Annotated in this window: 31 protein-coding genes and 1 pseudogene; 13 read left to right on the top strand and 19 right to left on the bottom strand. The window is 71.4% G+C overall.

The window, feature by feature from the left end; translation table 11 throughout:
- Nucleotides 1-134: 134 nt before the first annotated feature.
- The 3 genes from LNW73_RS19645 to LNW73_RS19635 all read left to right on the top strand — a co-directional run bounded on the left by LNW73_RS19645 (nt 135) and on the right by LNW73_RS19635 (nt 1970).
- The gene (locus LNW73_RS19645; protein WP_250976236.1) at nt 135-728 is read left to right on the top strand and encodes a 50S ribosomal protein L25/general stress protein Ctc; all 594 of its coding nucleotides are present in this window, start codon (nt 135-137) and stop codon (nt 726-728) included.
- An 85-nt stretch (nt 729-813) separates the two neighbouring features.
- A complete protein-coding gene (pth, locus tag LNW73_RS19640; RefSeq protein ID WP_374118135.1) occupies nt 814-1413 on the top strand; it encodes an aminoacyl-tRNA hydrolase in 600 nt (199 codons plus the stop codon).
- A gap of 62 nt (nt 1414-1475) precedes the next feature.
- Nucleotides 1476-1970 carry a hypothetical protein gene (locus tag LNW73_RS19635; protein WP_250990798.1) on the top strand — a complete coding sequence of 165 codons (495 nt, stop codon included), beginning with the start codon at nt 1476-1478 and terminating at the stop codon, nt 1968-1970.
- Nucleotides 1971-1994: 24 nt separating this feature from the next.
- On the opposite strand, the gene LNW73_RS19630 is transcribed toward LNW73_RS19635, so the two are convergent.
- Nucleotides 1995-2360: a VOC family protein gene (locus LNW73_RS19630; RefSeq protein WP_250990797.1), complete on the bottom strand. Its 366-nt coding sequence runs from the start codon at nt 2358-2360 to the stop codon at nt 1995-1997.
- Nucleotides 2357-3181 carry a trans-aconitate 2-methyltransferase gene (locus LNW73_RS19625; protein WP_250990796.1) on the bottom strand — a complete coding sequence of 275 codons (825 nt, stop codon included), beginning with the start codon at nt 3179-3181 and terminating at the stop codon, nt 2357-2359. Before LNW73_RS19625 ends, LNW73_RS19630 begins: the two co-directional genes overlap by 4 nt.
- Nucleotides 3182-3293: 112 nt before the next feature.
- Between LNW73_RS19625 and LNW73_RS19620 the strand changes: the two genes are divergently transcribed.
- Nucleotides 3294-3791 (top strand): MarR family winged helix-turn-helix transcriptional regulator, encoded by a 498-nt coding sequence (locus LNW73_RS19620; protein ID WP_138354687.1) that lies wholly within the window; start codon nt 3294-3296, stop codon nt 3789-3791.
- Here the strand turns inward: LNW73_RS19620 and LNW73_RS19615 are convergent.
- From LNW73_RS19615 to LNW73_RS19585, 7 genes are all read right to left on the bottom strand, one after another.
- Nucleotides 3750-4595, bottom strand: coding sequence for a LuxR C-terminal-related transcriptional regulator (locus LNW73_RS19615; RefSeq protein ID WP_250976241.1), 846 nt, complete (start codon nt 4593-4595; stop codon nt 3750-3752). The two genes, LNW73_RS19620 and LNW73_RS19615, sit on opposite strands and share 42 nt — an antisense overlap.
- Nucleotides 4596-4983: 388 nt before the next feature.
- Entirely contained in the window at nt 4984-6126 is a 1143-nt protein-coding gene (gene galK, locus LNW73_RS19610) for a galactokinase (protein WP_250990795.1), read from the bottom strand.
- A complete protein-coding gene (gene galE, locus LNW73_RS19605) occupies nt 6123-7109 on the bottom strand; it encodes a UDP-glucose 4-epimerase GalE (RefSeq protein WP_164294450.1) in 987 nt (328 codons plus the stop codon). Before galE ends, galK begins: the two co-directional genes overlap by 4 nt.
- A gap of 8 nt (nt 7110-7117) precedes the next feature.
- Entirely contained in the window at nt 7118-8161 is a 1044-nt protein-coding gene (gene galT, locus LNW73_RS19600; RefSeq protein ID WP_250990794.1) for a galactose-1-phosphate uridylyltransferase, read from the bottom strand.
- Between the two features lie 201 nt (nt 8162-8362).
- Entirely contained in the window at nt 8363-9058 is a 696-nt protein-coding gene (locus tag LNW73_RS19595; protein WP_250990793.1) for a response regulator transcription factor, read from the bottom strand.
- Between the two features lie 326 nt (nt 9059-9384).
- The gene (locus LNW73_RS19590; RefSeq protein WP_250990792.1) at nt 9385-11184 is read right to left on the bottom strand and encodes a hypothetical protein; all 1800 of its coding nucleotides are present in this window, start codon (nt 11182-11184) and stop codon (nt 9385-9387) included.
- A 181-nt stretch (nt 11185-11365) separates the two neighbouring features.
- The gene (locus LNW73_RS19585) at nt 11366-13171 is read right to left on the bottom strand and encodes an ABC-F family ATP-binding cassette domain-containing protein (RefSeq protein WP_250990791.1); all 1806 of its coding nucleotides are present in this window, start codon (nt 13169-13171) and stop codon (nt 11366-11368) included.
- A 283-nt stretch (nt 13172-13454) separates the two neighbouring features.
- Between LNW73_RS19585 and LNW73_RS19580 the strand changes: the two genes are divergently transcribed.
- The 4 genes and pseudogenes from LNW73_RS19580 (at nt 13455) to LNW73_RS19565 (ending at nt 15149) form a co-directional block, all read left to right on the top strand.
- On the top strand, nt 13455-13682 hold the full coding sequence (locus tag LNW73_RS19580) for a hypothetical protein (RefSeq protein WP_250976246.1): 228 nt from the start codon (nt 13455-13457) through the stop codon (nt 13680-13682).
- Nucleotides 13683-13724: 42 nt separating this feature from the next.
- Nucleotides 13725-14183, top strand: a complete 459-nt coding sequence (locus tag LNW73_RS19575; protein ID WP_308407690.1) for a DUF6879 family protein — start codon at nt 13725-13727, stop codon at nt 14181-14183.
- A 134-nt stretch (nt 14184-14317) separates the two neighbouring features.
- Nucleotides 14318-14560, top strand: a pseudogene (locus LNW73_RS36700) (methyltransferase domain-containing protein); the annotation flags it as partial.
- Nucleotides 14561-14849: 289 nt separating this feature from the next.
- Nucleotides 14850-15149, top strand: coding sequence for a hypothetical protein (locus LNW73_RS19565; RefSeq protein WP_250990790.1), 300 nt, complete (start codon nt 14850-14852; stop codon nt 15147-15149).
- Here the strand turns inward: LNW73_RS19565 and LNW73_RS19560 are convergent, their stop codons facing one another.
- Nucleotides 15150-15362: a DUF397 domain-containing protein gene (locus tag LNW73_RS19560; RefSeq protein ID WP_285393069.1), complete on the bottom strand. Its 213-nt coding sequence runs from the start codon at nt 15360-15362 to the stop codon at nt 15150-15152. It lies immediately after the preceding gene.
- A 21-nt stretch (nt 15363-15383) separates the two neighbouring features.
- On the bottom strand, nt 15384-16235 hold the full coding sequence (locus LNW73_RS19555) for a helix-turn-helix domain-containing protein (protein WP_250990788.1): 852 nt from the start codon (nt 16233-16235) through the stop codon (nt 15384-15386).
- Between the two features lie 143 nt (nt 16236-16378).
- On the opposite strand from LNW73_RS19555, the gene LNW73_RS19550 reads away from it, so the two are divergent.
- Genes LNW73_RS19550 through LNW73_RS19540 form a run of 3 tightly spaced genes read left to right on the top strand, consistent with a single transcriptional unit; the run spans nt 16379 to nt 17426 of the window.
- Nucleotides 16379-16837, top strand: a complete 459-nt coding sequence (locus LNW73_RS19550; protein ID WP_250990787.1) for an ATP-binding protein — start codon at nt 16379-16381, stop codon at nt 16835-16837.
- Nucleotides 16837-17052 carry a hypothetical protein gene (locus LNW73_RS19545; RefSeq protein WP_250990786.1) on the top strand — a complete coding sequence of 72 codons (216 nt, stop codon included), beginning with the start codon at nt 16837-16839 and terminating at the stop codon, nt 17050-17052. The genes LNW73_RS19550 and LNW73_RS19545 overlap by 1 nt, the downstream gene beginning before the upstream one ends.
- A 53-nt stretch (nt 17053-17105) precedes the next feature.
- Nucleotides 17106-17426, top strand: coding sequence for a hypothetical protein (locus LNW73_RS19540; protein WP_250990785.1), 321 nt, complete (start codon nt 17106-17108; stop codon nt 17424-17426).
- Nucleotides 17427-17433: 7 nt separating this feature from the next.
- Here the strand turns inward: LNW73_RS19540 and LNW73_RS19535 are convergent, their stop codons facing one another.
- The 8 genes from LNW73_RS19535 to LNW73_RS19500 all read right to left on the bottom strand — a co-directional run bounded on the left by LNW73_RS19535 (nt 17434) and on the right by LNW73_RS19500 (nt 24254).
- Entirely contained in the window at nt 17434-17841 is a 408-nt protein-coding gene (locus LNW73_RS19535; protein ID WP_250990784.1) for an STAS domain-containing protein, read from the bottom strand.
- Nucleotides 17842-17979: 138 nt separating this feature from the next.
- Complete coding sequence (locus tag LNW73_RS19530) at nt 17980-18609, bottom strand: hypothetical protein (RefSeq protein WP_250976252.1); 630 nt, start codon at nt 18607-18609, stop codon at nt 17980-17982.
- Entirely contained in the window at nt 18606-19184 is a 579-nt protein-coding gene (locus tag LNW73_RS19525; RefSeq protein ID WP_250976253.1) for an RNA polymerase sigma factor, read from the bottom strand. Before LNW73_RS19525 ends, LNW73_RS19530 begins: the two co-directional genes overlap by 4 nt.
- Before the next feature lie 108 nt (nt 19185-19292).
- Nucleotides 19293-20225, bottom strand: a complete 933-nt coding sequence (locus LNW73_RS19520) for a 4-(cytidine 5'-diphospho)-2-C-methyl-D-erythritol kinase (protein WP_250990783.1) — start codon at nt 20223-20225, stop codon at nt 19293-19295.
- Entirely contained in the window at nt 20222-21109 is an 888-nt protein-coding gene (rsmA, locus tag LNW73_RS19515) for a 16S rRNA (adenine(1518)-N(6)/adenine(1519)-N(6))-dimethyltransferase RsmA (RefSeq protein ID WP_250990782.1), read from the bottom strand. The genes LNW73_RS19520 and rsmA overlap by 4 nt, the downstream gene beginning before the upstream one ends.
- 95 nt (nt 21110-21204) lie before the next feature.
- Nucleotides 21205-22668, bottom strand: a complete 1464-nt coding sequence (locus LNW73_RS19510; RefSeq protein ID WP_250990781.1) for a ubiquitin-like domain-containing protein — start codon at nt 22666-22668, stop codon at nt 21205-21207.
- Between the two features lie 174 nt (nt 22669-22842).
- Entirely contained in the window at nt 22843-23721 is an 879-nt protein-coding gene (locus tag LNW73_RS19505) for a TatD family hydrolase (protein ID WP_250976257.1), read from the bottom strand.
- A 182-nt stretch (nt 23722-23903) separates the two neighbouring features.
- Entirely contained in the window at nt 23904-24254 is a 351-nt protein-coding gene (locus tag LNW73_RS19500; protein ID WP_250976258.1) for a hypothetical protein, read from the bottom strand.
- 215 nt (nt 24255-24469) lie between these two features.
- Here LNW73_RS19500 and LNW73_RS19495 point away from each other — a divergent pair, with 215 nt between their 5' ends.
- The gene (locus tag LNW73_RS19495) at nt 24470-25264 is read left to right on the top strand and encodes a TetR family transcriptional regulator (protein ID WP_250990780.1); all 795 of its coding nucleotides are present in this window, start codon (nt 24470-24472) and stop codon (nt 25262-25264) included.
- A gap of 2 nt (nt 25265-25266) precedes the next feature.
- The gene (locus tag LNW73_RS19490) at nt 25267-26031 is read left to right on the top strand and encodes a glucose 1-dehydrogenase (RefSeq protein WP_250990779.1); all 765 of its coding nucleotides are present in this window, start codon (nt 25267-25269) and stop codon (nt 26029-26031) included.
- Nucleotides 26032-26048 lie beyond the last annotated feature (17 nt).

The following is a 26048-nucleotide window of genomic DNA, read 5'->3' as shown; positions in this document are numbered from 1 at the left end:
CTCCTGGAGTTTGCTCGGCGAGGGAGGCTTTTTCGTCTCCGTTATCGGCGCGCTCCTCGTAAGTGGATCGGCCCCCGTCGTGGGCCGGGCGACATGTGTCCCAGCCAGTCGTCTCTTTACGAGGAGTGATTCTCATGTCCGAGGTCAAGCTCAGCGCCGAGGTCCGCAGCGAATTCGGCAAGGGTGCCGCCCGTCGTGCGCGCCGCGCCAACCTGGTCCCCGGTGTCGTCTACGGCCACGGCGCCACCCCGGTGCACGTGAACCTTCCGGGTCACGCGCTGCAGCTCGCGCTCCGCACCAAGAACGTCCTGATCAGCCTCGAGGTCGAGGGTGAGACCACCTTCGTGCTCCCCAAGGCCGTCCAGCGCGACGCCATCAAGGGCTTCCTCAAGCACGTCGACCTGCTCACCGTGAAGCGCGGCGAGAAGGTCAGCGTCGACGTGGCCGTGCACACCACTGGTGAGCTGGCCCCGGGCGGCGGCCTGCTGGAGCACGTCCTCAACGCCCTCCCGGTCGAGGCCGAGGCCACCCACATCCCGACCTCCGTCTCCGTCTCCATCGAGGGCCTGGAGGCCGGCGCCGCCATCCTCGCGAAGGACATCACGCTGCCGGAAGGCACCGTGCTGACGATCGACGGCGACACCGTCGTCATCCAGGTCGTCGCCCCGCAGGCCGAGGAGCCGGCGGACGAGACCGCCACCCCGGCCGGCGAGACCACCGAGGCCTGATCCTCCCGCCTCCGCTGTCCCGTACCGCCGTCCCGCTCCCTCCGGAGCGGGGCGGCGGTTCGGGTTGCGACGTCAGTGGACTTGAATGGACGGCATGAGCATGAGCAGTTCACCCGCCCCCGAGGGGCCCTGGCTGGTGGCCGGGCTCGGCAACCCCGGCCCCGAGTACGCCGGCAACCGGCACAACATCGGCTTCATGGTGGCCGATCTGCTCGCGGAGCGGATCCGCAGCAAGTTCAAGACCCACAAGAGCCGCGCCCAGGTGGTCGAGGGCCGGATCGGCGGACAGCGGGTCGTGCTGGCCAAGCCGATGACGTTCATGAACCTCTCCGGCGGGCCCGTCACGGCGCTGCGCGACTTCTACAAGGTGCCGACCGGGCAGATCATCGCCGTCCATGACGAACTGGACATCGACTACCCGACGCTGCGGCTGAAACTGGGCGGCGGCGACAACGGTCACAACGGCCTGAAGTCGATCACCAAGTCGCTGGGTCCCGACTATCTGCGGGTGCGCTGCGGCATCGGACGGCCGCCGGGCCGGATGGATGTGGCGGCCTTCGTGCTGAAGGACTTCTCCTCGGCCGAGCGCAAGGAGCTGGACTGGTTCGTCGACCGCTCCGCCGACGCGGTCGAGGCACTGATCTCCGACGGCCTGGAGCGGGCCCAGAGTACGTACAACAGCTGACTCCGCCCGCCGTCGGCCGCGGCGGTTGACTCCACGGCGTGTCATGGCCAAAGATCGCCCGCATGGTCAAACGGAGCCGGTCCCGCCGGATGGCGGAGAGTGCCTGGGGCGTGCTGCTCGTCGGCAAGGCCGTGATCCTGTCGGCGGTGGTCGCCCTGCTGCTCGCCTCGGGTGTGTGGGTGTCCTGGGGGACGGCCCAGCACGTGATGCTCTCCAAGGGCCGCGAGCGCGGCACCATGACGGTGGCGGCCTGCGGCGACAAGACCTGCACCGGCCCCTTCGTCCCCACCGGGCCCGCCACGGCGCGGCCCCGGGTCACCATCACCCGGTCGGTCACCCACCGCACCGGCGAGAAGCTCAAGGTCGCCGTGGAACCCGGCACCGACGACGTCGTCCGCACCGGCTGGTCCGGCGTGCTGTACGCCTGGGTCCCGCTCGGCGGCGCCCTCCTGCTGGCCGCCCTGGTGCTCGCGGGGGGCCTGCGGATGCCCCGCAGCGCCTGGACGGCCGGCCTGGCGGGCGGGGCCCTGATGGTCGCCGCCTTCGTCCTGCTGTAGCGCGGCCGCTCAAGGCACCGCTCGTCAGGAGGGGTCGGGCTCCAGGAACTCCAGGCGGTTGCCGAACGGGTCGTCGGAGTAGAAGCGCCGGTGCCCCGGCAGGTCGCCGTCCCACACGACGGTCGCGCCGCGCTCCTCCAGCCGCCGGGCGTACGCCGTGATGCCGACGACCCTGATGCCCGGATGCGCCTTCCTGGCCGGGCGGAAGCCCTCCTCGACCCCGATGTGGAGCTGGGCCGCGCCGGAGCCGAACCAGCAGCCGCCCCGGGCGGCGAGCACCGGCGGCTTGGGGAGTTCGGTCATGCCGAGGACGTCCCCGTAGAAGGCGCGCAGCGCGTCCTCGCTGCCGGGCGGCGCCGCGAGCTGTACGTGGTCGAGAGCGCTGATCATGCGGACACCCCCGCCTTGCGCGCGACGACGAAGATCCGCCGGAACGGGAAGACGGTGCCGTGCGAACCGGCGGGGTACGCCGTGCGCAGCAGCTCGCCGTACTCGGCGAGGAACTCCTCGCGGGCGGCGGCGTCGTTCCCGAGCGCGGTCAGCACCGGGCGCAGCGCGGTGCCCTTGGTCCATTCGAGCACCGGGTCGGGACCCTGCAGATGGTGCAGGTACGTGGTCTCCCAGACGTCGGTCTCGCAGCCGAGGGAGCTCAGGCGCTGGAAGTACTCCTCGGGTTCGAGGATCAGGACCCGGCGGTCGGCGCTGCCGCCCAGCCGGGCCCGCCACCTCGGGGACGCGCACAGCTCGGCGAGCAGGACGTGGCTCGGGGCGTTGTAGTTGCCGGGGACCTGGAACGCGAGGGTGCCGCCGGGGGCCAGGTGGTCGAGCCAGTCGGGGAAGCGCTCCGCGTGGCCCTCGACCCACTGCAGGGCGGCGTTGGCGATGATGAGGTCGTAGGTCTCGTCGGGGGCCCAGTGCGCGGCGTCGGCCGGCCGGAAGTCCAGCCGGCCGCCGCCGGGGGTCGGGCCGGCGTAGACGCGGGCCGCGTCCAGCATCTCGGGCGAGTTGTCGAAGCCGGTGACGCGGGCGGCCAGCCAGCGGCCGCTCAGCAGCATGGTGACATTGCCGGGACCGCAGCCGATGTCCGCGATGCGCGGTGCCTGCCCCGGGAGGGCGGGCACCCGGGCGAGCAGCTCATGGAAGGGGCGGGTGCGGTGGTCGGTGTGGTGCAGGTACTGCTGGGGGTCCCAGGCGGGTGCTGCTGCCGGCACGTTTCTGCCTCCCTGATGGATCCGGTGGGTCTGCTGATGTCCTCTACCGTGCCTCAATTTTTATCTTGACGTCAAGAGACTTCATATCGACAGAACCACTACACTGATCGTCATGGAGGACGAGGTCGACCGGCTGGTCGCTGCATGGCGCCGAGAGCGCCCCGACCTCGACGTGGAACCACTCGAGGTGCTCAGCCGCGTCAGCAGGCTGGCCCGGCACCTGGACCGGGCCCGGCGGCTCGCCTTCTCCGAGCACAGCCTGGAGCCGTGGGAGTTCGACGTGCTCACCTCGCTGCGCCGCACCGGCGACCCGTACCAGCTCTCCCCCGGCCAACTGCTCACGCAGACGCTGGTCACCTCCGGCACGATGACCAACCGGATCGACAGGCTCGCCAAGAAGGGCCTGGTGGAACGGCTGCCGGATCCCTCGGACCGGCGCGGGGTGCTCGTCCGGCTCACCCCCGAGGGGCGCGAGCGCGCCGACCAGGCACTGGCCGGGCTGCTCGCCCAGGAGCGGTCCATCCTCGGTGAACTGACGGACCGCCAGCGCGGCGACCTCGCGGCGCTGCTACGACAGCTGACCGCTCCGTTCGACAACATCCCCGGCTGACGGGACCAGTTCCACCGGTCCGACGCCCGCCCGGCGCGCCAGCGCGACCGCCGCCAGCGTCGAGTGCACGCCCAGCTTCCCCAGCACGTTCTGCATATGGGTGCGGACGGTGTGCGGGGACAGGAACAGCCGCTCGGCGACCGCCTTGCGGCCGAGCCCCGCGACCATGCAGCGCAGCACTTCCTGCTCGCGCGGCGTCAGCGACTCCACCAGCCGTTCGCTCTCGGTGCGGTGCCGGCGGGCCGCGGTCAGCTCCCGCAGCACGCCCGTGAGCAGCGCGGGCGGCAGATGCGTCTCGTCGCGCAGCACTCCGCGCATCACGGCCAGCAGCCGTGACAGGGAACAGTCCTTGGCGACCCAGCCGGAGGCTCCCGCCTGCAGCGCGCGGGCCGCGCGCCGGGCGTCGTCCCGCTCGGCCAGCACCACGGTGCGCGTCGAGGGATGCTCGGCACGGACCCGTTCCACCAGGCCGATCCCGTCGATCAGATGGTCCGGGATCGCCGGTGCGGCCGGGCCGCCCGGGTGGTCCGCCTGACGCGGCTCCGGCACGATGCGGGGTACCGCGGCCAGCGTTCCCGCGCCCACCGAGCCTCCCGGCGGGCGGAACACCGCACCGAGGTCGGCGTCCACCAACAGCACGTCGTACCTTCGGTTGTCGGCCACCGCGCGCTCCAGACAGCGCTGCGCGGCAGGGCCGCTGCCGGCCGCCGACACATCGACGTCCGGCTCCGCCGCGAGTGCGGCCGCCAGTGATTCGGCGAAGATCCGGTGGTCGTCGACGACGAGAACACGAATGCGTCCCACGGGCCCCACTCCCGGCATGTTGCACTCCCCCACGGTTGGGGTTGCGATCGCATGGGATCCGGCGCCCGGAAAACAGGATCATCCACCGCGGTACCGCACGACCGCCGTCGTGCCGCGCCTGAGGTGCCCGTTCCGGGTGCCGAATCCTTGCGTCTCGCCCCCTGATGGCGCCGGCCCCCACCGGCGCTGTGTCAGAAGCGTAGGGGCCGGGGACGCCAATAGCGCCCGATTGGCAGAAGTCGGCCGGTAGCAGCGGATGCATTCGGCCAACCGATGGGGCGCGCGGGAACGTTGGTGCTTCGGGTCCCGGACTCTTTCCGGCCGGCCGGGGTTTGGGACGCCCGGACGCCCTGACGCCCGGACAGCCGGCCGGACGGCACGTGGCGGGCTACAGGCGGCGGGCGCCCGCCGACGGGACCGCAGTGAAGACCCGCGGCTCCCGGTAACCGGCGGCGGCGAAGGCCGAGACGACCGCCTCGGTGATCTTCTCCGCGGCGTCGCTCTCCGCGAGGACGATGGCCGAGCCGCCGAATCCGCCGCCCGTCATCCGTGCGCCCAGCGCACCCGAGGTGTTGGCGGTGTCCACGACGAGGTCCAACTCCGCGCAGGAGATGCGGAAGTCGTCGCGCAGCGAGACGTGGCCCGCCGTCAGCACCGCCCCGATGTCCCGGGTACGGCCCGCGTCCAGCAGCTCGATGACCTGCTCGACGCGGTGGTTCTCGGTGACGATGTGGCGGACGAGACCGAGGATCATGTCGTCCTGACCGCCCGCGCGCAGCCGGTCGAGGGCCGCGGCCAGGCCGTCGTAGGGGATGTCGCGCAGCGCGGGGACCCCGAGGGCGGCGGCGCCGGCCTCGCACCCGGCCCGGCGCTCGGCGTACGAACCGTCGCTGTGCGCGTGCTTGACGCGGGTGTCCACGACGAGCAGCCGCATCCCCTCCGCGGCGAGGTCGAACGGCACCTGGCGCTGCGAGCCGTCGCGGGTGTCCACGAACAGGGCGTGGCCCGCGGTGCAGCAGGCGGACGCCGTCTGGTCCATGATGCCGGTGGGCGCGCCGACGTAGACGTTCTCGGCACGCTGGCACAGCAGGGCCATCGCGGGCCGCTCCAGGCCGAGTTCGTGCAGGTCGTCGAGGGCGAGAGCGGTGACGACCTCCAGCGCGGCCGACGAGGACAGGCCGGCGCCGGTGGGGACCGTGCTCTCGTAGTGGATGTCGGCGCCGGTGAGCCGGTGGCCCGCCTCGCGCAGCGCCCACACCACGCCCGCCGGGTACGAGGCCCAGCCGTCGTCCCTGCCGGGCGTCAGCTCGTCGAGCCGCAGTTCGACGATGCCGCCGGGCATGTCGGCGGAGTGCAGCCGCAGCAGGCCGTCGTCGCGGCGGGCGACGGTGGCCACGGTGGTGTGCGGCAGCGCGAACGGCATCACGAAGCCGTCGTTGTAGTCGGTGTGCTCACCGATCAGGTTCACCCGGCCGGGGGCCGCCCACACACCCTCCGGCGCGCTGCCGAACACCTTCTCGAACACGGTCACTTGGCGGTCTCCTGGTTCTCCCCGCGCTGGGCGAACGCCCACGCGTCCCGGACGATTTCGGCGAGATCCGGCCGGGACGGACGCCAGCCGAGGACCCGGCGGGCCCGGTCGGCGGAGGCGACGAGCACGGCCGGATCGCCGCCGCGGCGCGGGACGGTGACCTCGGGGACCGGGTGACCGGTGACCTGTCGGACGGTCTCGACGACCTGGCGGACGGAGAAGCCCTCACCGTTGCCGAGGTTGCAGATCAGGTGCTCGCCCTCGGCGCCGGCGGCCAGCGCCAGCAGGTGCGCCTGCGCGAGGTCGGCGACGTGGATGTAGTCGCGGACGCAGGTCCCGTCGGGCGTCGGATAGTCGTCGCCGTAGACGGAGATCGCCTCGCGGCGGCCCTGCGCGACCTGGAGGACCAGCGGGATCAGGTGCGACTCGGGGTCGTGCCGCTCGCCGATCATCTCCCCGGAGAGCGAGCGGTACGCCCCGGCCACGTTGAAGTACCGCAGCGAGACGGCGGACAGCCCGTGCGCGGCGGTCTCGCCGGTGATCATGTGATCGACGGCCAGCTTGGTGGCGCCGTACGGATTGGTCGGCGCGGTCGCGTCGTCCTCGGTGATCGGGACGGACGCCGGCTCGCCGTAGGTCGCGGCCGTGGAGGAGAAGACCAGCCGGCGGACCCCGCACTCGCGCATCGCGGCGAGCAGTTCCATGGTGCCCGCCACGTTGTTCCGCCAGTACTTGCCCGGGTCGGCGACGGACTCGCCGACCTGCGAGGAGGCGGCGAAGTGCAGCACGGCGTCGTAGGAGGAGTCGAGCACCTTGCCCGCGTCCTGGATCCGCCCCTCGACGAAGTCCGCGCCCGCCGGCACGCCCTCGCGGAAGCCCGTCGACAGGTCGTCCAGGACGGTGACCCGGTGGCCGGCTTCCAGCAGGTGCGCGGTGACGACGCTGCCGATGTAACCGGCGCCGCCGGTCACCAGGACCTTCATGGGGGTGCTCACTGGCTCGCTACCTCTCGCAGTCGCTGTGCCGCGGTTTCCGGGGGCACGTCGTTGATGAACACACTCATGCCGGATTCGGAACCCGCGAGAAACTTCAGCTTGCCGGAAGTGCGGCGGACGGTGAAAAGCTCAAGGTGCAACGCGAAGTCACACCGGTCGGCCGCCCCGAAGGGCGCCTGGTGCCAGCCCGCGATGTACGGCGTGCGCGGTTCGCCCTCCCCGAAGATCCGGTCGAAGCGCTTCAAGAGTTCCAGATAGACATGTGGGAACTCTGTGCGGGCGTCCTCGTCGAGCTGCAGCAGGTCCGGCACCCGGCGGTTCGGGTAGAGGTGCACCTCGTAGGGCCAGTGCGCCGCGTACGGGACGAACGCCGTCCAGTGCTCGCCCTCCAGCACGACACGGCGGCCGTCGGCGCGCTCGTCCGCGAGGACGTCGTCGAAGAGGTTGCCGCCGGTGCGCTCCCGGTGCTCGGCCAGCGAGCGCAGCATCAGCTCGGTGCGCGGGGTGACGAACGGGTACGCGTAGATCTGGCCGTGCGGGTGGCCGAGGGTGACGCCGATCTCCTTGCCGCGGTTCTCGAAGCAGAAGACCTGTTCGACGCCGGGGAGTTGGGACAGCTCGGCGGTGCGGTCGGTCCAGGCGTCGAGCACCAGTCCGGCCTGCTCGGGGGTGAGGTCGGCGAACGAGGCGTCGTGGTCGGAGGTGAAGCAGACGACCTCGCAGCGGCCGGCGTCGCCCGCGAGGGAGGGGAAGCGGTTCTCGAAGACGGCGACGTCGTAGTCGGCGGCCGGGATCTCGCTGAGCCGGCCGTCGCGCGACGGGCACAGCGGGCACTCGTCGGCGGGCGGGTGGTAGATCCGGCCCTGCCGGTGGGAGGCGACGGCGACGGTGTCGCCCAGCAGCGGATCGCGGCGCAGCTCGGCCGAGGTGGCGACGGCGTCCAGCAGGCGCCGGTCCACGGCGTCGCGCACCACGTCGTCACGGGAGTCGTAGTAGAGCAGCTCACGGCCGTCCGCCAGGCGGGTCGTCGTCTTCTTCACTCCGGAGACCCCTCATCAAACCTACTCAACATAACCGCGCACAATGAACCACAAAACAACAGTGACGTCAATGCACCGGCCAGGACCTGGCGAGATCGGTGGGTGAGGGGCACGACGACATGCCGATGCCCCCGCACAGGGCGCGGGGGCATCGGCGTGTGGAGCATCGGAACGCGGGGGGCTCGGGCCCCGGCGGCCCGGTCAGCTTGCGGGGCCTCCGGAGGGGAAGCTCCCGGCCGCGACCCGGTCCAGCAGCCCGGTACGGGCCGCGAGCGCGGCGGCCTCCAGCCGGGAGCCGACGCCGAGTTTCATGAGCACCCGCTGCACATGGGTGCGCGCGGTGCTGGGGGCGATGCTCATCCCGGCGGCGATCAGCCGGGTGTCCTCGCCCTCGGCGACCCGCATCAGGACCTCTATCTCGCGCGGGGTGAGCATCTGCAGCAGCCGGCTGCCCTCGTCGTCGGGCTCCTCCACCGGGTTCAGCAGTTCCGCGAACGCGCTCTGCAGCAGCTGCGGAGAGACCGCGACCTCACCGGCCCTGGCCTTCACCATCGCCCGCTCGACGCCCTCGATGCGCTCGTCCTGCCGCACATAGCCCGAGGCGCCGGCCGCGAACGCCGCCGCGATGCCGCGCGGGCTCGGCACCGGCCCGAGAACGACCACGGCCACCGCCGGCCGCTCGCGCTTGACCCGCGAGACGGTCTCGAACACCCCGGGATCGGCCGGCGACGACGTGCCGATCAGACACACCTCCGGCGACCTGCTCAGTACGAGATCCGCCGCCCCCGCCACCGGCGAGGCCGCGGCGAGCACCCGGTGTCCGCGCAGTTTCAGTGCCGAGGCGAGCGCCTCCGCGAGCAGCCGGTGGTCGTCGATGACGACAAGACGTACGCCCATGTCGCGCTCCCCTATCCCCCTGAGGACCGATCGGGACCGGTCCCGGCGGCTCCACGTCCTGCCCCCACTTGTACGTAGCGCACGGCCCGCCCGTTGTCCCGGCGGTGACCCACGGCGGGCCCGGGTCTAGCCCCGGAAGCTACACGTTTGTTCGACGCGGCGCGCCCCTTACCGGTAAGAAGCACCCCTCAATTCCGAAATACCCGTCATTGATGGCCGGTTCACGCCCGGGGCGTCTCATCGTGCACAGGACGGGCCCATAACGGGACTGGTGTCTCGTTATGGGCCCGTCAGTGCGGTACTGGGGTTTTACCCCGGCCGGTGGCTCAGCTGAAGTCCGCGATCACCAGCGCGGACAGCGAGTCCCGGGCGGAGACGGTGACACCGGTGAGGAAGAAGTGCCCGTTGTGCAGCCACGTGTAGCGGTACGTGTCCAGGAAGTCGTTCTCGGTCTTCTTCGTGTCGGCGCTGAACACCATGTACGGCGTGTTCTTCTGCGTCGTCGGGTCCATCGCATAGAGCCCGCCGGGCTTGTCGTACCCCGACTCCTGGTACGCGATGACCTTGCCGTTCTCGATGCCGACCACGGTCGACTCGCCGGAGACGGCCGGCTTGACGGTCCACAGCGGCTTGCCGGTCTTCAGGTCCACGGCCGCGATCTCGTTGGTCTGGCCGTAGGCGGCACCGTCCGCCTTGTGCGACTTCGTCGGGGTGTAGAGCGTCGTGCCCTGGATGGCGAAGTTGAAGCAGGGGCCCTCACCGGCGATCCGGCAGTGGATCCCGTAGTTGCCCTGGTAGCCGCCGTTGCCCAGCGAGGTGTGGCCGACGAGCTTGCCGCCCTCCAGGTACATGAGGTCGGACATCAGGCTGTTGGTGGCGCCGATGCCGATGACCACCGGGTCGGTGGACACGATGCTGGAGAGCTCGGTGCCCGCCGAGACCTGCCAGGACCAGGTGGTCTTGTAGGTCGTGGTGTCGACACCGCGGACGAAGACGTCCTTGCCGCACTCGACCGAGACGACGAGCTGCTTGCCGCCCGCGTAGCTCTTGTCCTGGCAGTTGGACGACGGGTTGGGCGCCCAGATCTGCGCATGGGTGCTGAGCTTGTACCCGGCGTAGCCGTGCAGCCAGGAGACCGCCGCGACATCGCCGCTGACCGCGACCGTCGAGTAGAGGAAGGTGGAGCTGCTCGAACCCGGCGCGATGGGCAGCGGCACCTCCCAGAGCTTGGTGCCCTTGGAGATGTCGACGGCCATCAGCATCTCGCAGTTGGCGCCGAACTGGATCGCGACCCGGTTGTCGGAGACGTCGTCCGACGCGGGGCAGGACTTGCCGGTGATCGGGATCGACCACTTCTCCGCGCCGCCGCTGAGCGCGTACCCCTTCACGGAGTCCGGCAGCGTCTTGACGACGGTGTCGCCGCTGAACCAGGTGTTCGGGACCCGGGCCTGGATCTCGTCCACCGGCGGCCGCGTAGCGGTCTTGCTCCAACCCACCTTGGCGTTGATGACGCCCTGCTGCTTGCCGTCGTTACCGCCGGTGGCGCCGCCGGTGGCACCGGCCGACGTCTTGTCCGCGATCGGCTTCTTGTCGCCGTCGTCGCCCTTGGTCAGGAAGTACACGCCACCACCGATGACCAGCACCGCGGCGACCACCGCGGCGACGATCATGACGATCTTGCTGTTGCCGCCGCCCTGACCGCCGCCCTGCGGCGTGTACACGGTCTGCGGCGGGCCCATCGGCGGCCCCTGGGGCGGACCTTGGGGCGGACCTTGCGGGTTCTGCGGGTAGCCGTACTGCGGCGGCTGCCCGGGCGGCTGACCCTGCGACGGGTAGCCGTACTGGGGCTGCTGCGGCTGCTGCGGCGCCGGCTGCGCGTACGGGTTCTGCCCCGGCGGGACCGGCTGCGCGTACGGATTGTCCGGAACCTGGCCCGGAGGCGGGTTCTGCGGATAGCCGTACTGCGGCGGCTGGCCGGGCGGCGGCGCCTGCGGGCTCACGGCCGTCTGCGGATAGCCGTACTGCGGCTCCTGCGGCGGCGGAGCCTGCTGGGGAGGCGGAGGCACAGCGCCCTCGGACTTCCCGAAGTTGGGCGGGTTGCCGGGCGGCGGGGGCGGCTGCGTCATCAGCAGGTCCTCATTCAGGCAATACCAGTAAGGGTCAGGTAAGCGGGAGTTCTCTTTCTATCACTGCGTCCCGGCCGCCCCACGCGCCGGTCCTCGACCGTTACGCGCCCGCTACAAGCCCCACACGCCGGGGCGCGCACGCCCCGGCGTCGACGGCTCGCGCCGTCCTATTTGTGCCGTCCTATTCGTCGTCCGCCAGCTCCAGCCAGCGCATTTCCAGCTCGTCGCGCTCGTCGCGCAGCGCGCGCAGTTGCGTGTCCAGCTTGGCGACGAGGTCGAAGTCCGTCGAGTTGTCCGCGATCTGCGAGTGCGCCTTGGCCTCTTCCTGGCCGATGCGGTCGAGCCGGCGCTCGACCTTCTGCAGCTCCTTCTTCGCCGCCCGCTCGTCCCGGGACCCGGCGGCTCCCGCCGCCTTGCCCTTCGCCGCGACCGGCGCGGGCGCCGAGTCCGCCGCGATACGGCGGCGGCGCTCCAGGTACTCGTCGACCCCGCGCGGCAGCATCCGCAGCGTCGAGTCGCCGAGCAGCGCCCAGACGTTGTCGGTGGTGCGCTCCAGGAAGAACCGGTCGTGGCTGATGACCACCATCGAGCCGGGCCATCCGTCGAGGACGTCCTCCAGCTGCGTCAGCGTCTCGATGTCGAGGTCGTTGGTCGGTTCGTCGAGGAAGAGCACGTTCGGCTCGTCCATCAGCAGCCGCAGGATCTGCAGCCGGCGCCGCTCACCACCCGACAGGTCACCGACCGGCGTCCACTGCTTCTCCTTCGAGAAGCCGAACTGCTCGCACAGCTGGCCCGCCGTCATCTCCTTGCCCTTGCCGAGGTCCACGCGCTGCCGCACGCTCTCCACGGCCTGCAGCACCCGCCACGTCGGGTCGACCTCGCTGACCTCCTGCGACAGGTACGCGAGCTTCACCGTCTTGCCGACGACGATCTTCCCGGCCGGCGGCTGGTCGTCGCCGTGCGAGTACGCGGCCTGCGCCAGCGCCCGCAGCAGCGACGTCTTGCCCGCGCCGTTCACCCCGACCAGACCGATCCGGTCGCCCGGACCCAGCTGCCACGTCAGGTGCTTGAGCAGCACCTTGTCGCCGCCCTGGATCGTCACGTCCTCCAGCTCGAAGACGGTCTTGCCGAGCCGCGAGTTGGCGAACTTCATCAGCTCGGCGCTGTCGCGCGGCGGCGGCACGTCCGCGATCAGCTCGTTCGCGGCCTCGATGCGGTAGCGCGGCTTGCTCGTCCGCGCCGGGGCGCCGCGGCGCAGCCACGCCAGCTCCTTGCGCATGAGGTTCTGCCGCTTGCCCTCCTCGGTGGCCGCCCGCCGGTCGCGCTCGGCCCGCGCGAAGACGTAGTCGCTGTAGCCGCCCTCGTACTCGTGCACATCACCGCGCTGCACGTCCCACATCCGGGTGCAGACCTGGTCCAGGAACCACCGGTCGTGAGTGACGCAGACCAGCGCGGAGCGCCGGGTCTGGAGGTGCTGGGCCAGCCAGGCGATGCCCTCGACGTCGAGGTGGTTGGTCGGCTCGTCGAGCACGACCAGGTCCTGCTCGTCGATCAGCAGCTTCGCCAGCGCGATCCTGCGCCGCTCGCCACCGGACAGCGGCCCGATCACCGTGTCCAGCCCTTGCGGGAACCCCGGCAGGTCCAGCCCGCCGAACAGCCCGGTCAGCACATCGCGGATCTTCGCGTCCCCGAGCCACTCGTGGTCCGCCTTGTCCCCGACCACCTCGTGCCGGACGGTCGCCTTCGGATCCAGGCTGTCGTGCTGCGTCAGCACCCCGAGCCGCAGCCCGCCCACATGCGTGACCCGCCCGGTGTCCGGCTCCTCCAGCTGCGCGAGCATCCGGATCAGGGTCGTCTTCCCGTCACCATTACGGCCGACGACCCCGATACGGTCGCCCTCCGAAACGCCGAGGGAAACACCGTCGAGCAGCGCCCGGGTGCCGTAGACCTTTCCTACGGCCTCGACGTTGACGAGGTTGACGGCCACTTTTACTCCATGCTGGTGCGGAACGATCGATCTCCCAGGGTAGTCGCCACCACCGACCACCCCCTCCGCCCGCATCCCTTGCCGGTGGCGCCACACAGCGTGCGTTCGCGGTCACCCGGTGTGGCAATCCGCAGGCGGGAGCGGGCCACCGCCCGGCCCCCGTTCCCAGCCGCGGCACCGAAGTCGATCGAGCAAGGTCGCGCAAGTTCGTGTCGCGCGCGGGTGGGCGCGGTGCAAGCTCGTTGGCAGCGGACCCTCATCCGGCTCGACAGCGGAGGACACCATGGCGTTACACCTGCTCGGCAAGGACCCGGAGAGCAAGTCCGGCGGCTCTCCCACCGTGTATCTCGATGACGAGACCGACAACTACCTGGTCCAGGGGTGGAAGGTGCTGGACCGGGAACGGCTGTCGGAACTGGACCTCCCCGCCCACGAGACCGTCGTCGAGATCCCGCGGCGGATGGTCCAGTTCTTCCTGGAGGTGAAGAGTGACGAAGCCCCCAACGTTTGAGGAACTGCTCGCCTCGGCACGTCACTCGGCCGTGCATCTGGGATGCGCGACGGCTACATGACGTCGGACCCGGCCTATATCGCCTGGCAGAGCAGGGTTCGCAACGCGGATCAGGACAACGATCCCGAGTTCCGGGACTGGCTCACGTGGGTGCGGGAAGCAACGGATCGCGGCGTGGTGAACCGCCGAGCACGGGTCTTCTCCGTCCCGGAGTCGGACTACATCAAGTTCGAGCACCATGTCTCGGACGCGAACGTGAAGGCCGGCGAACAGATTCGCTGGCTCCCCCGCCGGCAAGCGACGGACATCGCCTTCCCCGGCAACGACTTCTGGGTGTTCGACAACGAGCTGGTCCTCGTCCTGCACTTCACCGGCGACGGTGAGAGCCCGGAGGACTGGATGGAACTGACGACCGACCCGACGATCCTCAACCTCTGCGAAAGCTCGTTCGAGGCGGTGTGGGAACGGGCAATCCCGCACGAGGAGTACCGGATCATCTGATCCGAACGCTCCCGTGGTGACTTCTCCTTCCTCAGCCGTCCTCGATGCCCGGAGGGCTCTCGGGCGACGCCTTCGAGAGATCCGCAGACCGACCGGCCTGACGGCGCGGGCGCTCGCCGCCCGCGCCGGTTGGAGTGAGTCGAAGGCGTCGCGCACTGGAGGTGGGCACCGGCACGGGCTACAACGCCGCATGGCTCACTCATCGGCTCGGCGGCCGGCTGGTGACCTCGGTCGAAATGGACGAGGGCGTGGCGGCGGAAGCACGGAAGAACCTCCGCCGGGCGGGCCTGGCTCCCCGGCTGATCCTCGGGGACGGGCTCGCCGGGGTGCCGGCCCACGCCCCCTTCGACCGGCTGATCTCCACCTGCTGCGTCCAGGAGATCCCGGGGGCCTGGGTCGAACAGACCCCTGAAGGCCGGATCGTCACCCCTTGGGGAAACGGCTGCTTCTCCGCCTCCTTCGCGGTCCTCGACGTCTCGCACGGAGTGGCCACCGGCCGGTTCTCCGGATATCCGGCCTTCAGGTGGGCTCGACAGCAGCGTCCCGGCTACGGATACCTCGTGGACTACCTCCACCACGAGAACGAGGGCACCAAGAGCGGAACGACGGTGCACCCGGAGTCCGCCCGGAACGACACGGACGCCCGCTTCGCCGTCGCCGTCCAGGGTGTCCGGCCTGTGGTCGATGCTGTGCGCCGCCGACGACGGCAGCGACGAGTCGACCTTGTGGCTGCTGGCCGACGACCGGCGATCGTGGGCCCCCGTCGACTACGTCCCGGGTGCAACGTCGTTCGAGGTGGACCAGTACGGCCCCCGCCACCTCTGGGACGAGGTCCGAACCGCCTACGCCTGGTGGTCGGAGCACGGTCGGCCCGAGCGCGACGCATTCGGCCTCACCGTGACGGAGGCCGGCGGCCAGCAGGTCTGGCTACGCACGCCGGAAGTGCCGGTCCCCACCGTCCGCTGACTACATCCCCGGGGCGCCGCCGGGGCCGCCTGCGAGGTGATCGAGCGCTCCGGCCCTCACTCCGTGCAGGAACGCGCGGAGCGCGGCGGGGGTGGTGCGGACGGTCACGTCGGGATCGTCGCTTTCGCGGAGGCGGACGGTTCCGTCGGGGGTGCGGGCTATGTAGAGGCAGTTTGATTCCTCGGGACTGTAAGAGGACTTCTGCCAGGACATTGTGGACACGTTCGCCGCCTTTCAGAGGCTCTGGGCGATGCTGTGGATCAGATCCCGTGATTTCTCCGGAGTGAGAGCCCCGCTGCTCATTCGGTCGAGCACCACTCGATACTTGGCGAGCTGCGTCTCCGCGTCCAGGAACTCGCAACCGTGAGCGGTGTCCAGTTCGACGGTGTCCAGCAGCGGCATGGGGCCCGAGGCATAGGTGATGGACTGGCCGGTGGAGACAAAGGCCCATTCGCCGAACGGGATCACTCGCACGACCACGTTCTCGTGCTCGCTCATCTCGATGAGGTGCTCCAACTGCCGCCGCGCAACGTCCCGGCCACCCACTCCCATCCGCAGCGCGGCCTCGTGCACGATCGTGGCGTAGTGCGTCGGCCGGTCGCCGTACAGGATCGCCTGCCGCTTCATCCGGTACGAGATGTGGTGTTCGACGATGTGCGGCCGGAGCGGCGGGACTGCCTCCTGAAGCCCCGCGCGAGCATGATCCAGCGTCTGGAGCAGTCCCGGCATATGGATCACCACGGCCACCCGCATCGCCGTCGCGTGGTGCTCCATCTCCGCAAGGTCGAGCAGCCCGATGGGCAGAATGTCGCGGTACTCCTCCCACCAGCCGCGCTTCCGCTCTCCCGTCATGCCCACCAGCGCATCGACGAGAGCCGCGTCGGAACAGTCATAGTTCCGCGCCAGCGTGCGAACGCGGTCGGCGCTCACGCCGAAACGGCTCGCCTCGATGTTGCTGATCTGCGCCTGGTTGGTGCCGAGCAGACGCCCCGCCTCGGTTGACGTCAGACCCGCACGCTCCCGCAGTTTGCGCAGCTCGGCCCCGAGTCGCAGTTGGCGCGCTGTGGGCGCGTTCCTGACCGGCATCCGCCGTCCCTCCGTAGCCGCGCGCAGCGCGGAGCAGTCACTCACACGGGCTAAATCCAAAGGTCTTTAGCCCGTACCGCTAAATACCTTTGCCGCCGCACTCTACGGTGTGACGCAGACCACTCGATGAAGGCGGCTCCCCCATGCACAACGACAACAACGTAGCGGCGAACACGCCGCACCCCGGCGAGTTCTGGACGTACACCCTCCAACTCCCGCACGACGGCAGAGCCGTCCGCGTCGCGCGGTCAACGGTGCGAGCCGTGCTGCAGACATACGGGATGGCGCAGGTCAGCGACGTGGCCGAGCTGCTGGCGAGCGAGTTGGTGACCAACTCGCTGCTGTACTCCGACGGGCCGTCGTGGATCCGGCTGAGCAATCCGCGCACGACGCACGTACGGGTGGGTGTGTGGGACACCAACCCGACGATTCCGCCGCCGTTTCGCGGCGGTCCGCACCCGCCCGGGCCGCCCGAGTGCGCCGAGCGGGGGCGCGGACTGTTGCTCGTGCGGGAGTGCGCGGACCGGTGGGGTGGGTACGCGCTCGGCGAGGAAGTGTTCGGGATGTGCGGGAAGTTGCTGTGGTTCGAGTTGGCCGCCTGATGGCGGAACCCGGCGATCCGCTCGTCGAGGCGGCCCTGCGGGTGACCGTCAGCGGGCTGGATCTGGCGGCGGCCGAACGGTTCGACCGGGAACTGGGCGCCGCGCGGCGGGAGGCGGAACGGACGGACAGCGCCGAACCGCTGGAGTTCTTCCTGCACCGGTGGCGGGTGTTCATCGCGCTGCGGCGCAACCTCGACGATGCGGCTGAGACCTGACGCCGGTCCGAACGCGTGGCGTGACGTCAGGGCGTACCGCTACCGTGCCGCTCGTGACGCGCAGAGAGATCGTCGAGCAGGGTGTACGGGTGCTGGGTGTGGCGGTCGTCTGTCTGTGCTCCCTCGTCGGGCTGACCGCCGTGTCCCTGATGGGCCTGTCCGTTGCGACCGAGTGCGATCCGGGCGACCACGCCCTCTGCAACGGCTGGGGCAAGGCCGTGCTGTCCCTCGGGCCGATGGTCGTCGCGCTGGCGGCGGCGGCCGTGGGCAGCTACGGCGCGATGTCCCGCCGGCCGTGGCGGCCGGCACTTTGGGCGATCGCGATGGGAGCGCAGTTCACGGTGTGGGCATGGGTGGCGGGGATGTACGGCTGAGGTTCCATCAGCTCGCCTGGTACCCCGGCCGGTTGGCCATCCGAGGGTAGGAGCCGGTGACGGCGATGGCGGGGGTCACGCCCGTCAGCCGCAGGATGGTGAGCATCCTGGTGTCGGTGCAGAGCAGGGTGAGGTCGCCGCCACGGTCCACGGCCCGGCGCCAGGCCCTGCAGATCGGGCCGAGCCCGGCGCTGTCGATGAACGTCACCCCGCGCAGGTCGACGAGCACCGACGGAGTGCTGCGGGCGGTGGCCGCGTCCAGGTGCTGGTCGCTCTGGCGGGTGGTGGCTATGTCGATCTCGCCGTGGAACTCGACGACGGTCCTGCCCCGCACGTCCTGGCCGATGGTGCGGACCGCGGGGTGCCGGAGGTGTCCGGTCGCCGTGCCATGGCCCGGGTCGGATCCTGTTCGCATGGTGGCTGTGATGGCGGTGATCCTCTGTCGGTGCTCAGGTGCGGGGGATGGAGGCGCGGCCCCTCTTGTTCGGCTCTTGTTCGGTGCGCGCCCCCTCCGGACCCGGTACGACCGGGTCCGGAGGGGGCGGGACAGGCTCTAGCCCTCGCCGATGCCGGACTGGGAGGTGGGGAAGCAGGTGGGCTCGCCGTGGGTCAGCATGACGTCCATGGAGCCCATTTTGTCCGGGTGCAGGGCGCCCTTGAGGTCGGCCTGCACCAGTACCAGGAAGTCCCCGTGCGGGATGGCGCTGGGACGGATCAGCATCACGCGTCCGTCCTTCGGGTCCTGCGACTCGACCGACTCGAGGTTGGGGTTGGTGCGGACCTTGTCGGGGCAGGAGTCCGAGGCCCGCAGGACCACGGCCGGCACGCCCAGGCTGCGCAGCGCCGCCTGGAGTCCGGACACCTCCGCGCCCGACACCTGGATGCTGACGGTCCCGTCCTTGCGCGGAGCGACCGTGTACGAGGCGTTGCTCAGGACCGGCGCACCGCTGCCGGGGACGTGGGCGGTGCTCTGACCTGTTCCTGCTTGCGGGGTGTCGGTGGTGTCGGCCGAGTGCGGGATCAGCACCACCGCGGTGGCGGCCGCGGCCAGTCCCAGCGCGGTGACCGCGATCCGCCGGGTGTGGCGCGGCCGCACCGGCACCGCAGTGGTGGGCGGCAGGGCCGCGGCGCGGGCGGTGAGCTCCTCGGCGAGCTGCTGCTGGAAGTGCACGGGGCTGGTCATGAGTGGGCCTCCGAGACGGCGTGCAGGGATGTGGTGGTCTGGGTGTCGGCGCGCTGCAGGGCCATGCGGGCGCGGTGCAGGCGCACCCGGGCGGCGGCCGAGCTGATGCCCAGGGCCTGTGCGGCCTCTCGGGTGGTCAGTCCGTCCAGGGCCACCAGGTCCAGCACCGCGCGCAGCGGCTCGGAGAGGGCGGCGTGCCGCTCGGCCAGCTGCCGGGCGTCGCGGGCCGCGTCGATCCGGCGCTCGATCGCGCTGACGTCCTCGTCGTCCAGCAGCCGCCGGCCGGCGAGCTGGGCGGTGGCCTGCCGCTCACGGGCACTGCCCCGGAAGTGGGCGGCCAGGACGTTGCGGGAGATGCCGTAGAGCCAGGCGACCGGTGCGCCGCGCCGGGCGTCGTAGGTGTGTGCCTGTTCGAGCGCGGTCAGGAAGATGTCGGCCGTCAGGTCCGCGGCCAGGTGCGGGCTGTCGGTGCGCCGGGTGACGAAACCGAGCACAGTGTCGAACTGCTGCTGGTAGAACGCGGCGAACCCGACCGGATCACGCACCGGTGGCGCTGTTGAATGCTCCGCTTTCACGGACGACTCCTTGAACGGACGAGCAATGCCTTACATCTCTACTTGGCTCGGCCGCCCGAAAGCGTTACACGCCCCCCTCCACCACCAGCCGCCCCACGCCTGGCGGCGTCAGGCAGGCAGGATCGTCGCCCCCGGAGCGGGGGACGTCGTGACCCGGGTCGCGCGGCAGGTGCCGGAAGCGAGAACGGCCTCGGCGATCTTCTCGGCTTCTTCGGAGGTGGCCGCCAGGAAGGCGCACGTCGGGCCCGAGCCGGAGACCAGGGCGGCCAGGGCACCGGCCCCGGTGCCCGCGCGGAGGGTGTCGGCGAGGGCGGGGCGCAGGGAGAGGGCGGCGGGCTGGAGGTCGTTGCTCAGGGCGGCCGCCAGCGCGGCCGGGTCGCCGGAGGCGAGGGCTGCGAGCAGGGCCGGGGCCGGTTCCGGGTCGGCGATGTCGGCCGTGGCGGCGCCCGTGCCGGACGCCTCGCGCAGCCGGTCGCACTCGCGGTAGACGGCCGGCGTCGACAGCCCGCCGTCCGCGACGGCGAAGACCCAGTGGAACGGTCCCCGCACGTCGAGCGGGGTGAGGAGCTCGCCCCGCCCGCGTCCGAGTGCGGCGCCGCCGATCAGGTTGAACGGAACGTCGCTGCCCAACTCGGCGCAGATGTCCAGGAGTTCGGCCTGCGGGGTGTGCAGCCCCCACAGGGCGTCGCAGCCGAGCAGCGCGCCCGCCCCGTCCGCGCTGCCGCCCGCCATGCCGCCCGCGACGGGGATGTCCTTGGCGATGTGGATGTGGACGGCGGGCTCGATGCCGTGCCGCGCGGCGAGTGCGACGGCGGCGCGGGCGGCCAGGTTCGTGCCGTCGAGGGGGATCTCGGCGGCGTCCGGGCCGGACGCCGTGATCCGCAGGCTGTCGGCGGGGGTGACGGTGACCTCGTCGAACAGGCCCACGGCGAGGAACACGTTGGCCAGGTCGTGGAACCCGTCGGGCCGCAGACCGCCGACGGCGAGCTGCGCGTTGACCTTGGCGGGAATCCGGACGGTGACGGAGGCCGGGAGGGTCACTTCGCGTCCTCCGACGGGACCGCCACGGCCGGCTTGTGCTCGGCGATGGCCGCGAACTCCTCGACCGTCAGCGCCTCACCGCGCGCCTGCGGCGAGATGCCCGCCGCGACGAGCGCGGCCTCGGCCGCCGGAGCCGAGCCGGCCCAGCCGGCGAGCGCGGCCCGCAGGGTCTTGCGGCGCTGGGCGAAGGCCGCGTCGACGACCGCGAAGACCTCACGCCGGGTGGCCGTGGTCGTCGGCGGCTCGTGGCGCACCAGGGCGACGAGACCGGAGTCGACGTTCGGCGCGGGCCAGAAGACGTTGCGGCCGATGGACCCGGCGCGCTTCACGTCCGCGTACCAGTTCGCCTTCACCGAGGGCACGCCGTAGACCTTGTTGCCGGGCTTGGCGGCCAGCCGGTCCGCGACCTCGGCCTGGACCATGACGAGGGTGCGTTCGATCGTCGGGAACGTCGCGAGCATGTGCAGCAGCACCGGCACCGCCACGTTGTACGGCAGATTCGCGACCAGCGCGGTCGGCGGCGGCCCCGGCAGCTCCGTGACCTGCATCGCGTCGTTGTGCACCAGCGCGAAGCGGTCGGCGCGGGAGGGCATCCGGGCCACGATGGTGGGGGTGAGCGCGCCCGCGAGCACGTCGTCGATCTCGATCGCCGTGACGCGGCCGGCCGCTTCCAGCAGCGCCAGCGTCAGGGATCCGAGGCCGGGCCCGACCTCGAGGACGGTGTCGTCCGGCAGTACACCGGCCGTCCGCACGATGCGCCGCACCGTGTTCGCGTCGATGACGAAGTTCTGGCCCCGCTGCTTGGTGGGGCGTACGCCCAGCGCGGCGGCCAGTTCGCGGATGTCGGCGGGACCGAGGAGGGCGTCGGGCTCAGTGGTGCTCACGTACTCAGCGTACGGGCCCGGCAGCCGCCCTCAAGCCGGGCCCCGGCCGGGCGGACCAGCGGCCGGGCCCCGGCCTGACCACCGCGCCGAGGTCCTCAGCCGCCGAGTTTGCGGCCGCAGACCGGCCAGGGGCTGGAGCCGCGCTGGATGTAGAGCCGTTTGGCACGGAAGGTCTGTTCGCCCGCTGGGGCGTCCTGGGGGCGGCCGCTGCCGCCGAGGCTGTGCCAGGTCTGGGTGTCGAACTGGTAGAGGCCGCCGTAGGTGCCGGACGGGTCGACCGCGTGCGGGCGGCCGCCGGCCTCGCAGTGCGCGAGGCCCTGCCAGTTCAGGCCGTCGGCCCCGGCGACCGAGGTCGGCAGCGGCTTGGTGCCGATGCGGACGACCTGGGTGACGGGCTCCCTGACGATCTCGGAGCGGATGATCCTGGGCCGCTGCTTCACCCCGTTGACCGTCCGGAAGGCGTACGTGACCCGGCGGACGCCCGCCTTCCCCGGGGTGTCGACGGCCTCGGTGCCGTGGAACAGCTGGGCGTCCTTGTGCTTCTCCGTGCGGAACCGCACCGGCTCCTCGCGCACCTCCTCGGTGCCGGAGATCCGCAGCACCGAGATGGTCTGGCCCTCCCGGGGGAAGCTCTCCGGGTCGACGGACGTCGCGTCCTGGTTCCGCAGGGTGATCCCGGACTGGGCGACGACCTCGCGGACGGTGGCGGCGTTGGTGCGTACCGTCCGCTCGCGGCCGTCGGCGAGCAGCGTGACGGTCCGCTCGGTGCGTACGTCCAGGTCGAGGCCGTGCCGCCCGATGGACGAGCCGCGCGACGCGGACAGATGCGCGCCCTCGGCGCGGACGCCGAGCTCGCGCAGGGCCTCGTCGACGGTGTCAGCCGTGGTCCACAGCAGGCGCCGGTGACCGTCGAGGGTGAGCGTGACGGGACGGCCGAACCGGACCTCGACCTGGTCGCCGTCGTGCAGTTCGGCCTGCGGGCCGGGCGCGACGAGGTCGTGCTCGCCCACGGTCACGCCCTGCTGCGCCAGCACCTCCCCGACGTCGTCGGCGAAGGTGTGGAGGGTGCGCGGTTCGCCGTCGACGGTGAGCTGTACGTCCTTGTCGCCGGCGAGGAACGCGACGGTCCCGCCCGCCAGGAACGCGACGACGAGCGCCTGCGGCAGCAGCTTGCGCAGGGAGTCGGGCCGGAGGTCGGGGCGGAGGTCGCGCCGGGAATCGCGCCGGGGATCGCGCCGGGGATCGCGCCGGGAACCTCCCGCAGGGGAGGGCGTGGACGCCGGTTCCGCCCGGCCGCCGCTCCTGGCGGCCCGGCGCGCGGCGGTCCTGGCGCCGACCGGCGCCGCCGTGGGCGCCGGTTCCTGTTCCGGAATCACCGGAATCACCGGAATCACCGGGAGGCAGCCGGTGGCCGCCGCCTCGTCGGCCCACGACGAGTTCGGTACGGCGTCCCAGTCGGACTGGTGCGGCAGCCGGGTGCCCCCGGCCTCCGTCGCGGCCCCCGGTACGGGGGTCGCCGCACCGCGTGCTGCTCGGTGGGTGCCCTGCGCATTGCTCACGACGACTCCACAGGTCCGACGGTCCCCGATCAGGACCGGGACCCTAGCCCACCTTCCGTCACTCTCCAAAACCATCCGGGCACGCTGTGTCGTGATCGCGCGTCCTGGGATGCCGTCCGGTCGGCCGGGGCGGCGGGGGAGGGCGGAGGGGAGAGAGCGGCGGGGCGGCGGTCGTCAGTAGCCGAAGGCCCGCGCCGTGTTCGCCCCGATGGCGGACGCCAGCTCGTCCTCAGGAACCTGCTTGGCCGCGGCCATCGCCCGCAGGGTGACCGGAACGAGGTACGGCGCGTTAGGCCGACCGCGGTACGGCACCGGGGTCAGGAAAGGCGCGTCCGTCTCCACCAGCAGGAGCTCGAGCGGGGCCACGGCGACGGCGTCCCGCAGGTCCTGGGCGGACTTGTAGGTGACGTTGCCGGCGAAGGACATGTAGTAGCCCTTGTCGGCGCAGATCCGGGCCATGGCGGCGTCGCCCGAGTAGCAGTGGAAGACGACGGTGTCGGGCGCGCCCTCCTCGTCGAGGATGCGCAGCACGTCGGCGTGTGCCTCGCGGTCGTGGATGACGAGCGCCTTGCCGACGGCCTTCGCGATGTCGATGTGCCGGCGGAAGGAGTACTGCTGGGCCTCGACGCCTTCGGGGCCGGTGCGGAAGTAGTCGAGGCCGGTCTCGCCGACGCCGCGGACCTGGGGAAGCGCGGCGAGCGCGGCGATCCGGTCGAGGGCGTCCTGCAGGGCCTTGTCGCCGCCGGGGGTGCGGGCGCCCTGGCGGGACCAGCCGTCCGGATCGCCGTGGACGATCCGGGGGGCTTCGTTGGGGTGCAGGGCGACGGTGGCCCACACGTTCGGGTGCTGGGCGGCGGTGTCGGCCGCCCACTGCGAGCCCTTCAGGTCGCAGCCGACCTGGATGAGGGTGGTGACCCCGACGGAGGCGGCCTTGGCCAGAGCTTCCTCGACCGTTCCCTCCTGCATGTCGAGGTGGGTGTGCGAGTCGGCGACCGGGACCCGCAGCGGCTCGGGCACCGGCGGGGCCGCGGACTTCTCGTTCTTCGGGGACATGCCCCGATCCTATGGAGACCCGGGGAGCGGGCGGCACGGAGGCCGGGCGGAGGCGGACCGCCGGGGGTCATGCGTGGGGGCGGTCCTTCCGGTCCAGGGTCGGCCCGGCCGGGGATCGGACGGGCCCGGCGTCAGGCCGTGCCGGTCGTCAAGCTGTGCCGGTCGTCAGGCCGTGCCGGTCGTCAGGCCGTGCCGGTGTCTCCGTGCTTGCGATGCAGCCGGTGCAGGAGAGACCAGTGGTGCGTTCGGTGCACGGCGCGCTCGCCCGTGGGGGTGTTCCACAGCGACATCACGTCGGAGACCTGACCCGACCGCATGATCCGCACTTTGTGCCCCCCGCAGTTCAGGCAGGTGGGGCGGGTGAGCGGGGACGGCACCTTCTCGCCGGCGGTGGTGTAGGTGACGAAGGGCTGACCCTTCGCGTCGACATGGTGCTCGATGTCGTACGACTGCTCCCAGCCGTGACCGCAGCTGAGGCACGCGAAGGCGTACGCCTCGGAGACGGTGGTGTCGGATCCGACGATCTCGCTCATGGCAGCTCCTGTTGCCCTCCGGACGAGGCGTCCGGAGCGGGTCTTCCCACTACCAGCGAACGCCTTTCCGGCCGATACCGCAGCAGGGGTATACGACTCTTGGGGCACTTTTGGGCTGTAAGTGGGTAGTGCGCGACTTTGCTTTGCCCTCGTCCGAGTTTAGGCACGTGACGTGCGTCACGACACTTAATAATGCTGTGCATTAGAATGCTCGCATGGCGAGAACATCCGGACCCGAGACCCGCCGCAAACTGCTCCGCGCGGCCGAGGAACTCTTCGCCGTCAAGGGCGTCGACGGCGCGCTGACCCGCGACATCACCCGTCTCGCGGGTCAGTCCAACCCCTCCGCCGTCCAGTACCACTTCGGATCGCGGCAGGGCCTGCTCGACGCCGTCATGGCCGGCCGGCAGGACCGGACGGAAGCGGCGCTCGCACCGCGGCTCACCGAGCTGCTCGCGGACGCGGAACCGGGGCCGGGACCGCGACCGGGGCCGGGGCCGGGGTCGGGGCTGGGGCCGGGCCTGCCTGAGGGCCCTGGGCCCGACCTGCGTGCGCTGCTCGCCGCGCTCGTCACCGCCGAGGCGACCGAGCTCGCCACCGACGGCGGACGGCACTGCCTGCTGATCTCCGCACAGCTCAGCCACGAGAGCGGGGTACGCACCCGCACCCCGCATCCGACGCTGGCCGGCACCGGCTACTGGCGGCTCATCCTCCTCATCGAGGACCGCCTCGACGGGCTGCCGGAGCCCGTACGCCTGGAACGCCTCGACCTCGCGCTCACCCTGATCGGCGCGGCCCTGGGCGACCGGGCCCGCCAGTACCTCGACGGCACGCGGACCCTCACCGACGAGCCGCTGTTCCTCGCCGACCTCGTCGGCATGACCACCGCCATGCTGCGCGCGCCCGCGCCCGGGACCGGCGCCCCTCCTCCAACGACAACCCCGACTCCGAGTCCGACTCCGACTCCGAGTCCGACTCCGACCCCGACCCCGATTCCACAGGGAGCTTGAAAATGAACGACCTGACCGGCAAGACCGTCATCATCACCGGCGCGGCCCGCGGCCTGGGGGCCGAGACCGCCCGTCAGGCGGTCGCGGCAGGCGCCAGTGTCGTCCTGACCGACGTACTGGACGAGGACGGCAGGGCCACCGCCGCCGCGCTCGGCGACCGGGCCCGCTTCCTGCGCCACGACGTCACGTCCGAGGAGGGCTGGGCGGCGGTCGCGGACTTCGCGGTCAGCGAGTTCGGCGGCATCGACGGCCTCGTCAACAACGCCGGGATAGCCGAGGGCAAGTTCCTCGAGGACGCCTCCGTCGCATACTTCCGCAAGGTCCTCGACATCAACCTCACCGGCGTCTTCATCGGCATGAAGACCGTCATCCCCGCCATGAAGGCGCGCGGCGCGGGCTCGATCGTCAACATCTCGTCCGCCGCCGGCCTCATGGGCCTCGCCCTCACCGCGGGCTACGGCGCGTCCAAGTGGGGCGTACGCGGCCTCACCAAGATCGGCGCGGTGGAGCTGGGCACCGCCCGCATCCGCGTGAACTCCGTCCACCCCGGTATGACGTACACGGACATGACGGCGTCCGTCGGCATCCAGCGCGGCGAGGGCAACTTCCCGAACACCCCGATGGGCCGGGTCGGCGAGGCCGACGAGATCGCGAGCGCCGTGACCTTCCTGCTCTCGGACTCCGCCTCGTACGTGACGGGCGCCGAGCTCGCCGTGGACGGCGGCTGGACGGCCGGTCCGACGGTCAAGTACGTCATGGGTCAGTAGCCAGGGGAGGCGCGGGG

This window comes from Streptomyces sp. RKAG337 (genome assembly GCF_023701715.1).
In the GTDB taxonomy this organism is placed as follows: Bacteria; Actinomycetota; Actinomycetes; order Streptomycetales; family Streptomycetaceae; genus Actinacidiphila.
The sequence above is the reverse complement of the archived record's forward strand: the minus strand, read 5'-3'. Positions and strand labels throughout refer to the sequence as shown.

Bases quoted from the DNA above. Each gene is read 5' to 3' on its own strand.
- LNW73_RS19645 (WP_250976236.1), top strand. From the start codon at position 135: ATGTCCGAGGTCAAGCTCAGCGCCGAGGTCCGCAGCGAATTCGGCAAG.
- pth (WP_374118135.1), top strand. From the start codon at position 814: ATGGACGGCATGAGCATGAGCAGTTCACCCGCCCCCGAGGGGCCCTGG.
- LNW73_RS19635 (WP_250990798.1), top strand. From the start codon at position 1,476: ATGGTCAAACGGAGCCGGTCCCGCCGGATGGCGGAGAGTGCCTGGGGC.
- LNW73_RS19630 (WP_250990797.1), bottom strand. From the start codon at position 2,360: ATGATCAGCGCTCTCGACCACGTACAGCTCGCGGCGCCGCCCGGCAGC.
- LNW73_RS19620 (WP_138354687.1), top strand. From the start codon at position 3,294: ATGGAGGACGAGGTCGACCGGCTGGTCGCTGCATGGCGCCGAGAGCGC.
- galE (WP_164294450.1), bottom strand. From the start codon at position 7,109: ATGAAGGTCCTGGTGACCGGCGGCGCCGGTTACATCGGCAGCGTCGTC.
- LNW73_RS19595 (WP_250990793.1), bottom strand. From the start codon at position 9,058: ATGGGCGTACGTCTTGTCGTCATCGACGACCACCGGCTGCTCGCGGAG.
- LNW73_RS19590 (WP_250990792.1), bottom strand. From the start codon at position 11,184: ATGACGCAGCCGCCCCCGCCGCCCGGCAACCCGCCCAACTTCGGGAAG.
- LNW73_RS19580 (WP_250976246.1), top strand. From the start codon at position 13,455: ATGGCGTTACACCTGCTCGGCAAGGACCCGGAGAGCAAGTCCGGCGGC.
- LNW73_RS19575 (WP_308407690.1), top strand. From the start codon at position 13,725: ATGCGCGACGGCTACATGACGTCGGACCCGGCCTATATCGCCTGGCAG.
- LNW73_RS19560 (WP_285393069.1), bottom strand. From the start codon at position 15,362: ATGTCCTGGCAGAAGTCCTCTTACAGTCCCGAGGAATCAAACTGCCTC.
- LNW73_RS19555 (WP_250990788.1), bottom strand. From the start codon at position 16,235: ATGCCGGTCAGGAACGCGCCCACAGCGCGCCAACTGCGACTCGGGGCC.
- LNW73_RS19550 (WP_250990787.1), top strand. From the start codon at position 16,379: ATGCACAACGACAACAACGTAGCGGCGAACACGCCGCACCCCGGCGAG.
- LNW73_RS19545 (WP_250990786.1), top strand. From the start codon at position 16,837: ATGGCGGAACCCGGCGATCCGCTCGTCGAGGCGGCCCTGCGGGTGACC.
- LNW73_RS19535 (WP_250990784.1), bottom strand. From the start codon at position 17,841: ATGCGAACAGGATCCGACCCGGGCCATGGCACGGCGACCGGACACCTC.
- LNW73_RS19530 (WP_250976252.1), bottom strand. From the start codon at position 18,609: ATGACCAGCCCCGTGCACTTCCAGCAGCAGCTCGCCGAGGAGCTCACC.
- LNW73_RS19505 (WP_250976257.1), bottom strand. From the start codon at position 23,721: ATGTCCCCGAAGAACGAGAAGTCCGCGGCCCCGCCGGTGCCCGAGCCG.
- LNW73_RS19500 (WP_250976258.1), bottom strand. From the start codon at position 24,254: ATGAGCGAGATCGTCGGATCCGACACCACCGTCTCCGAGGCGTACGCC.
- LNW73_RS19495 (WP_250990780.1), top strand. From the start codon at position 24,470: ATGGCGAGAACATCCGGACCCGAGACCCGCCGCAAACTGCTCCGCGCG.
- LNW73_RS19490 (WP_250990779.1), top strand. From the start codon at position 25,267: ATGAACGACCTGACCGGCAAGACCGTCATCATCACCGGCGCGGCCCGC.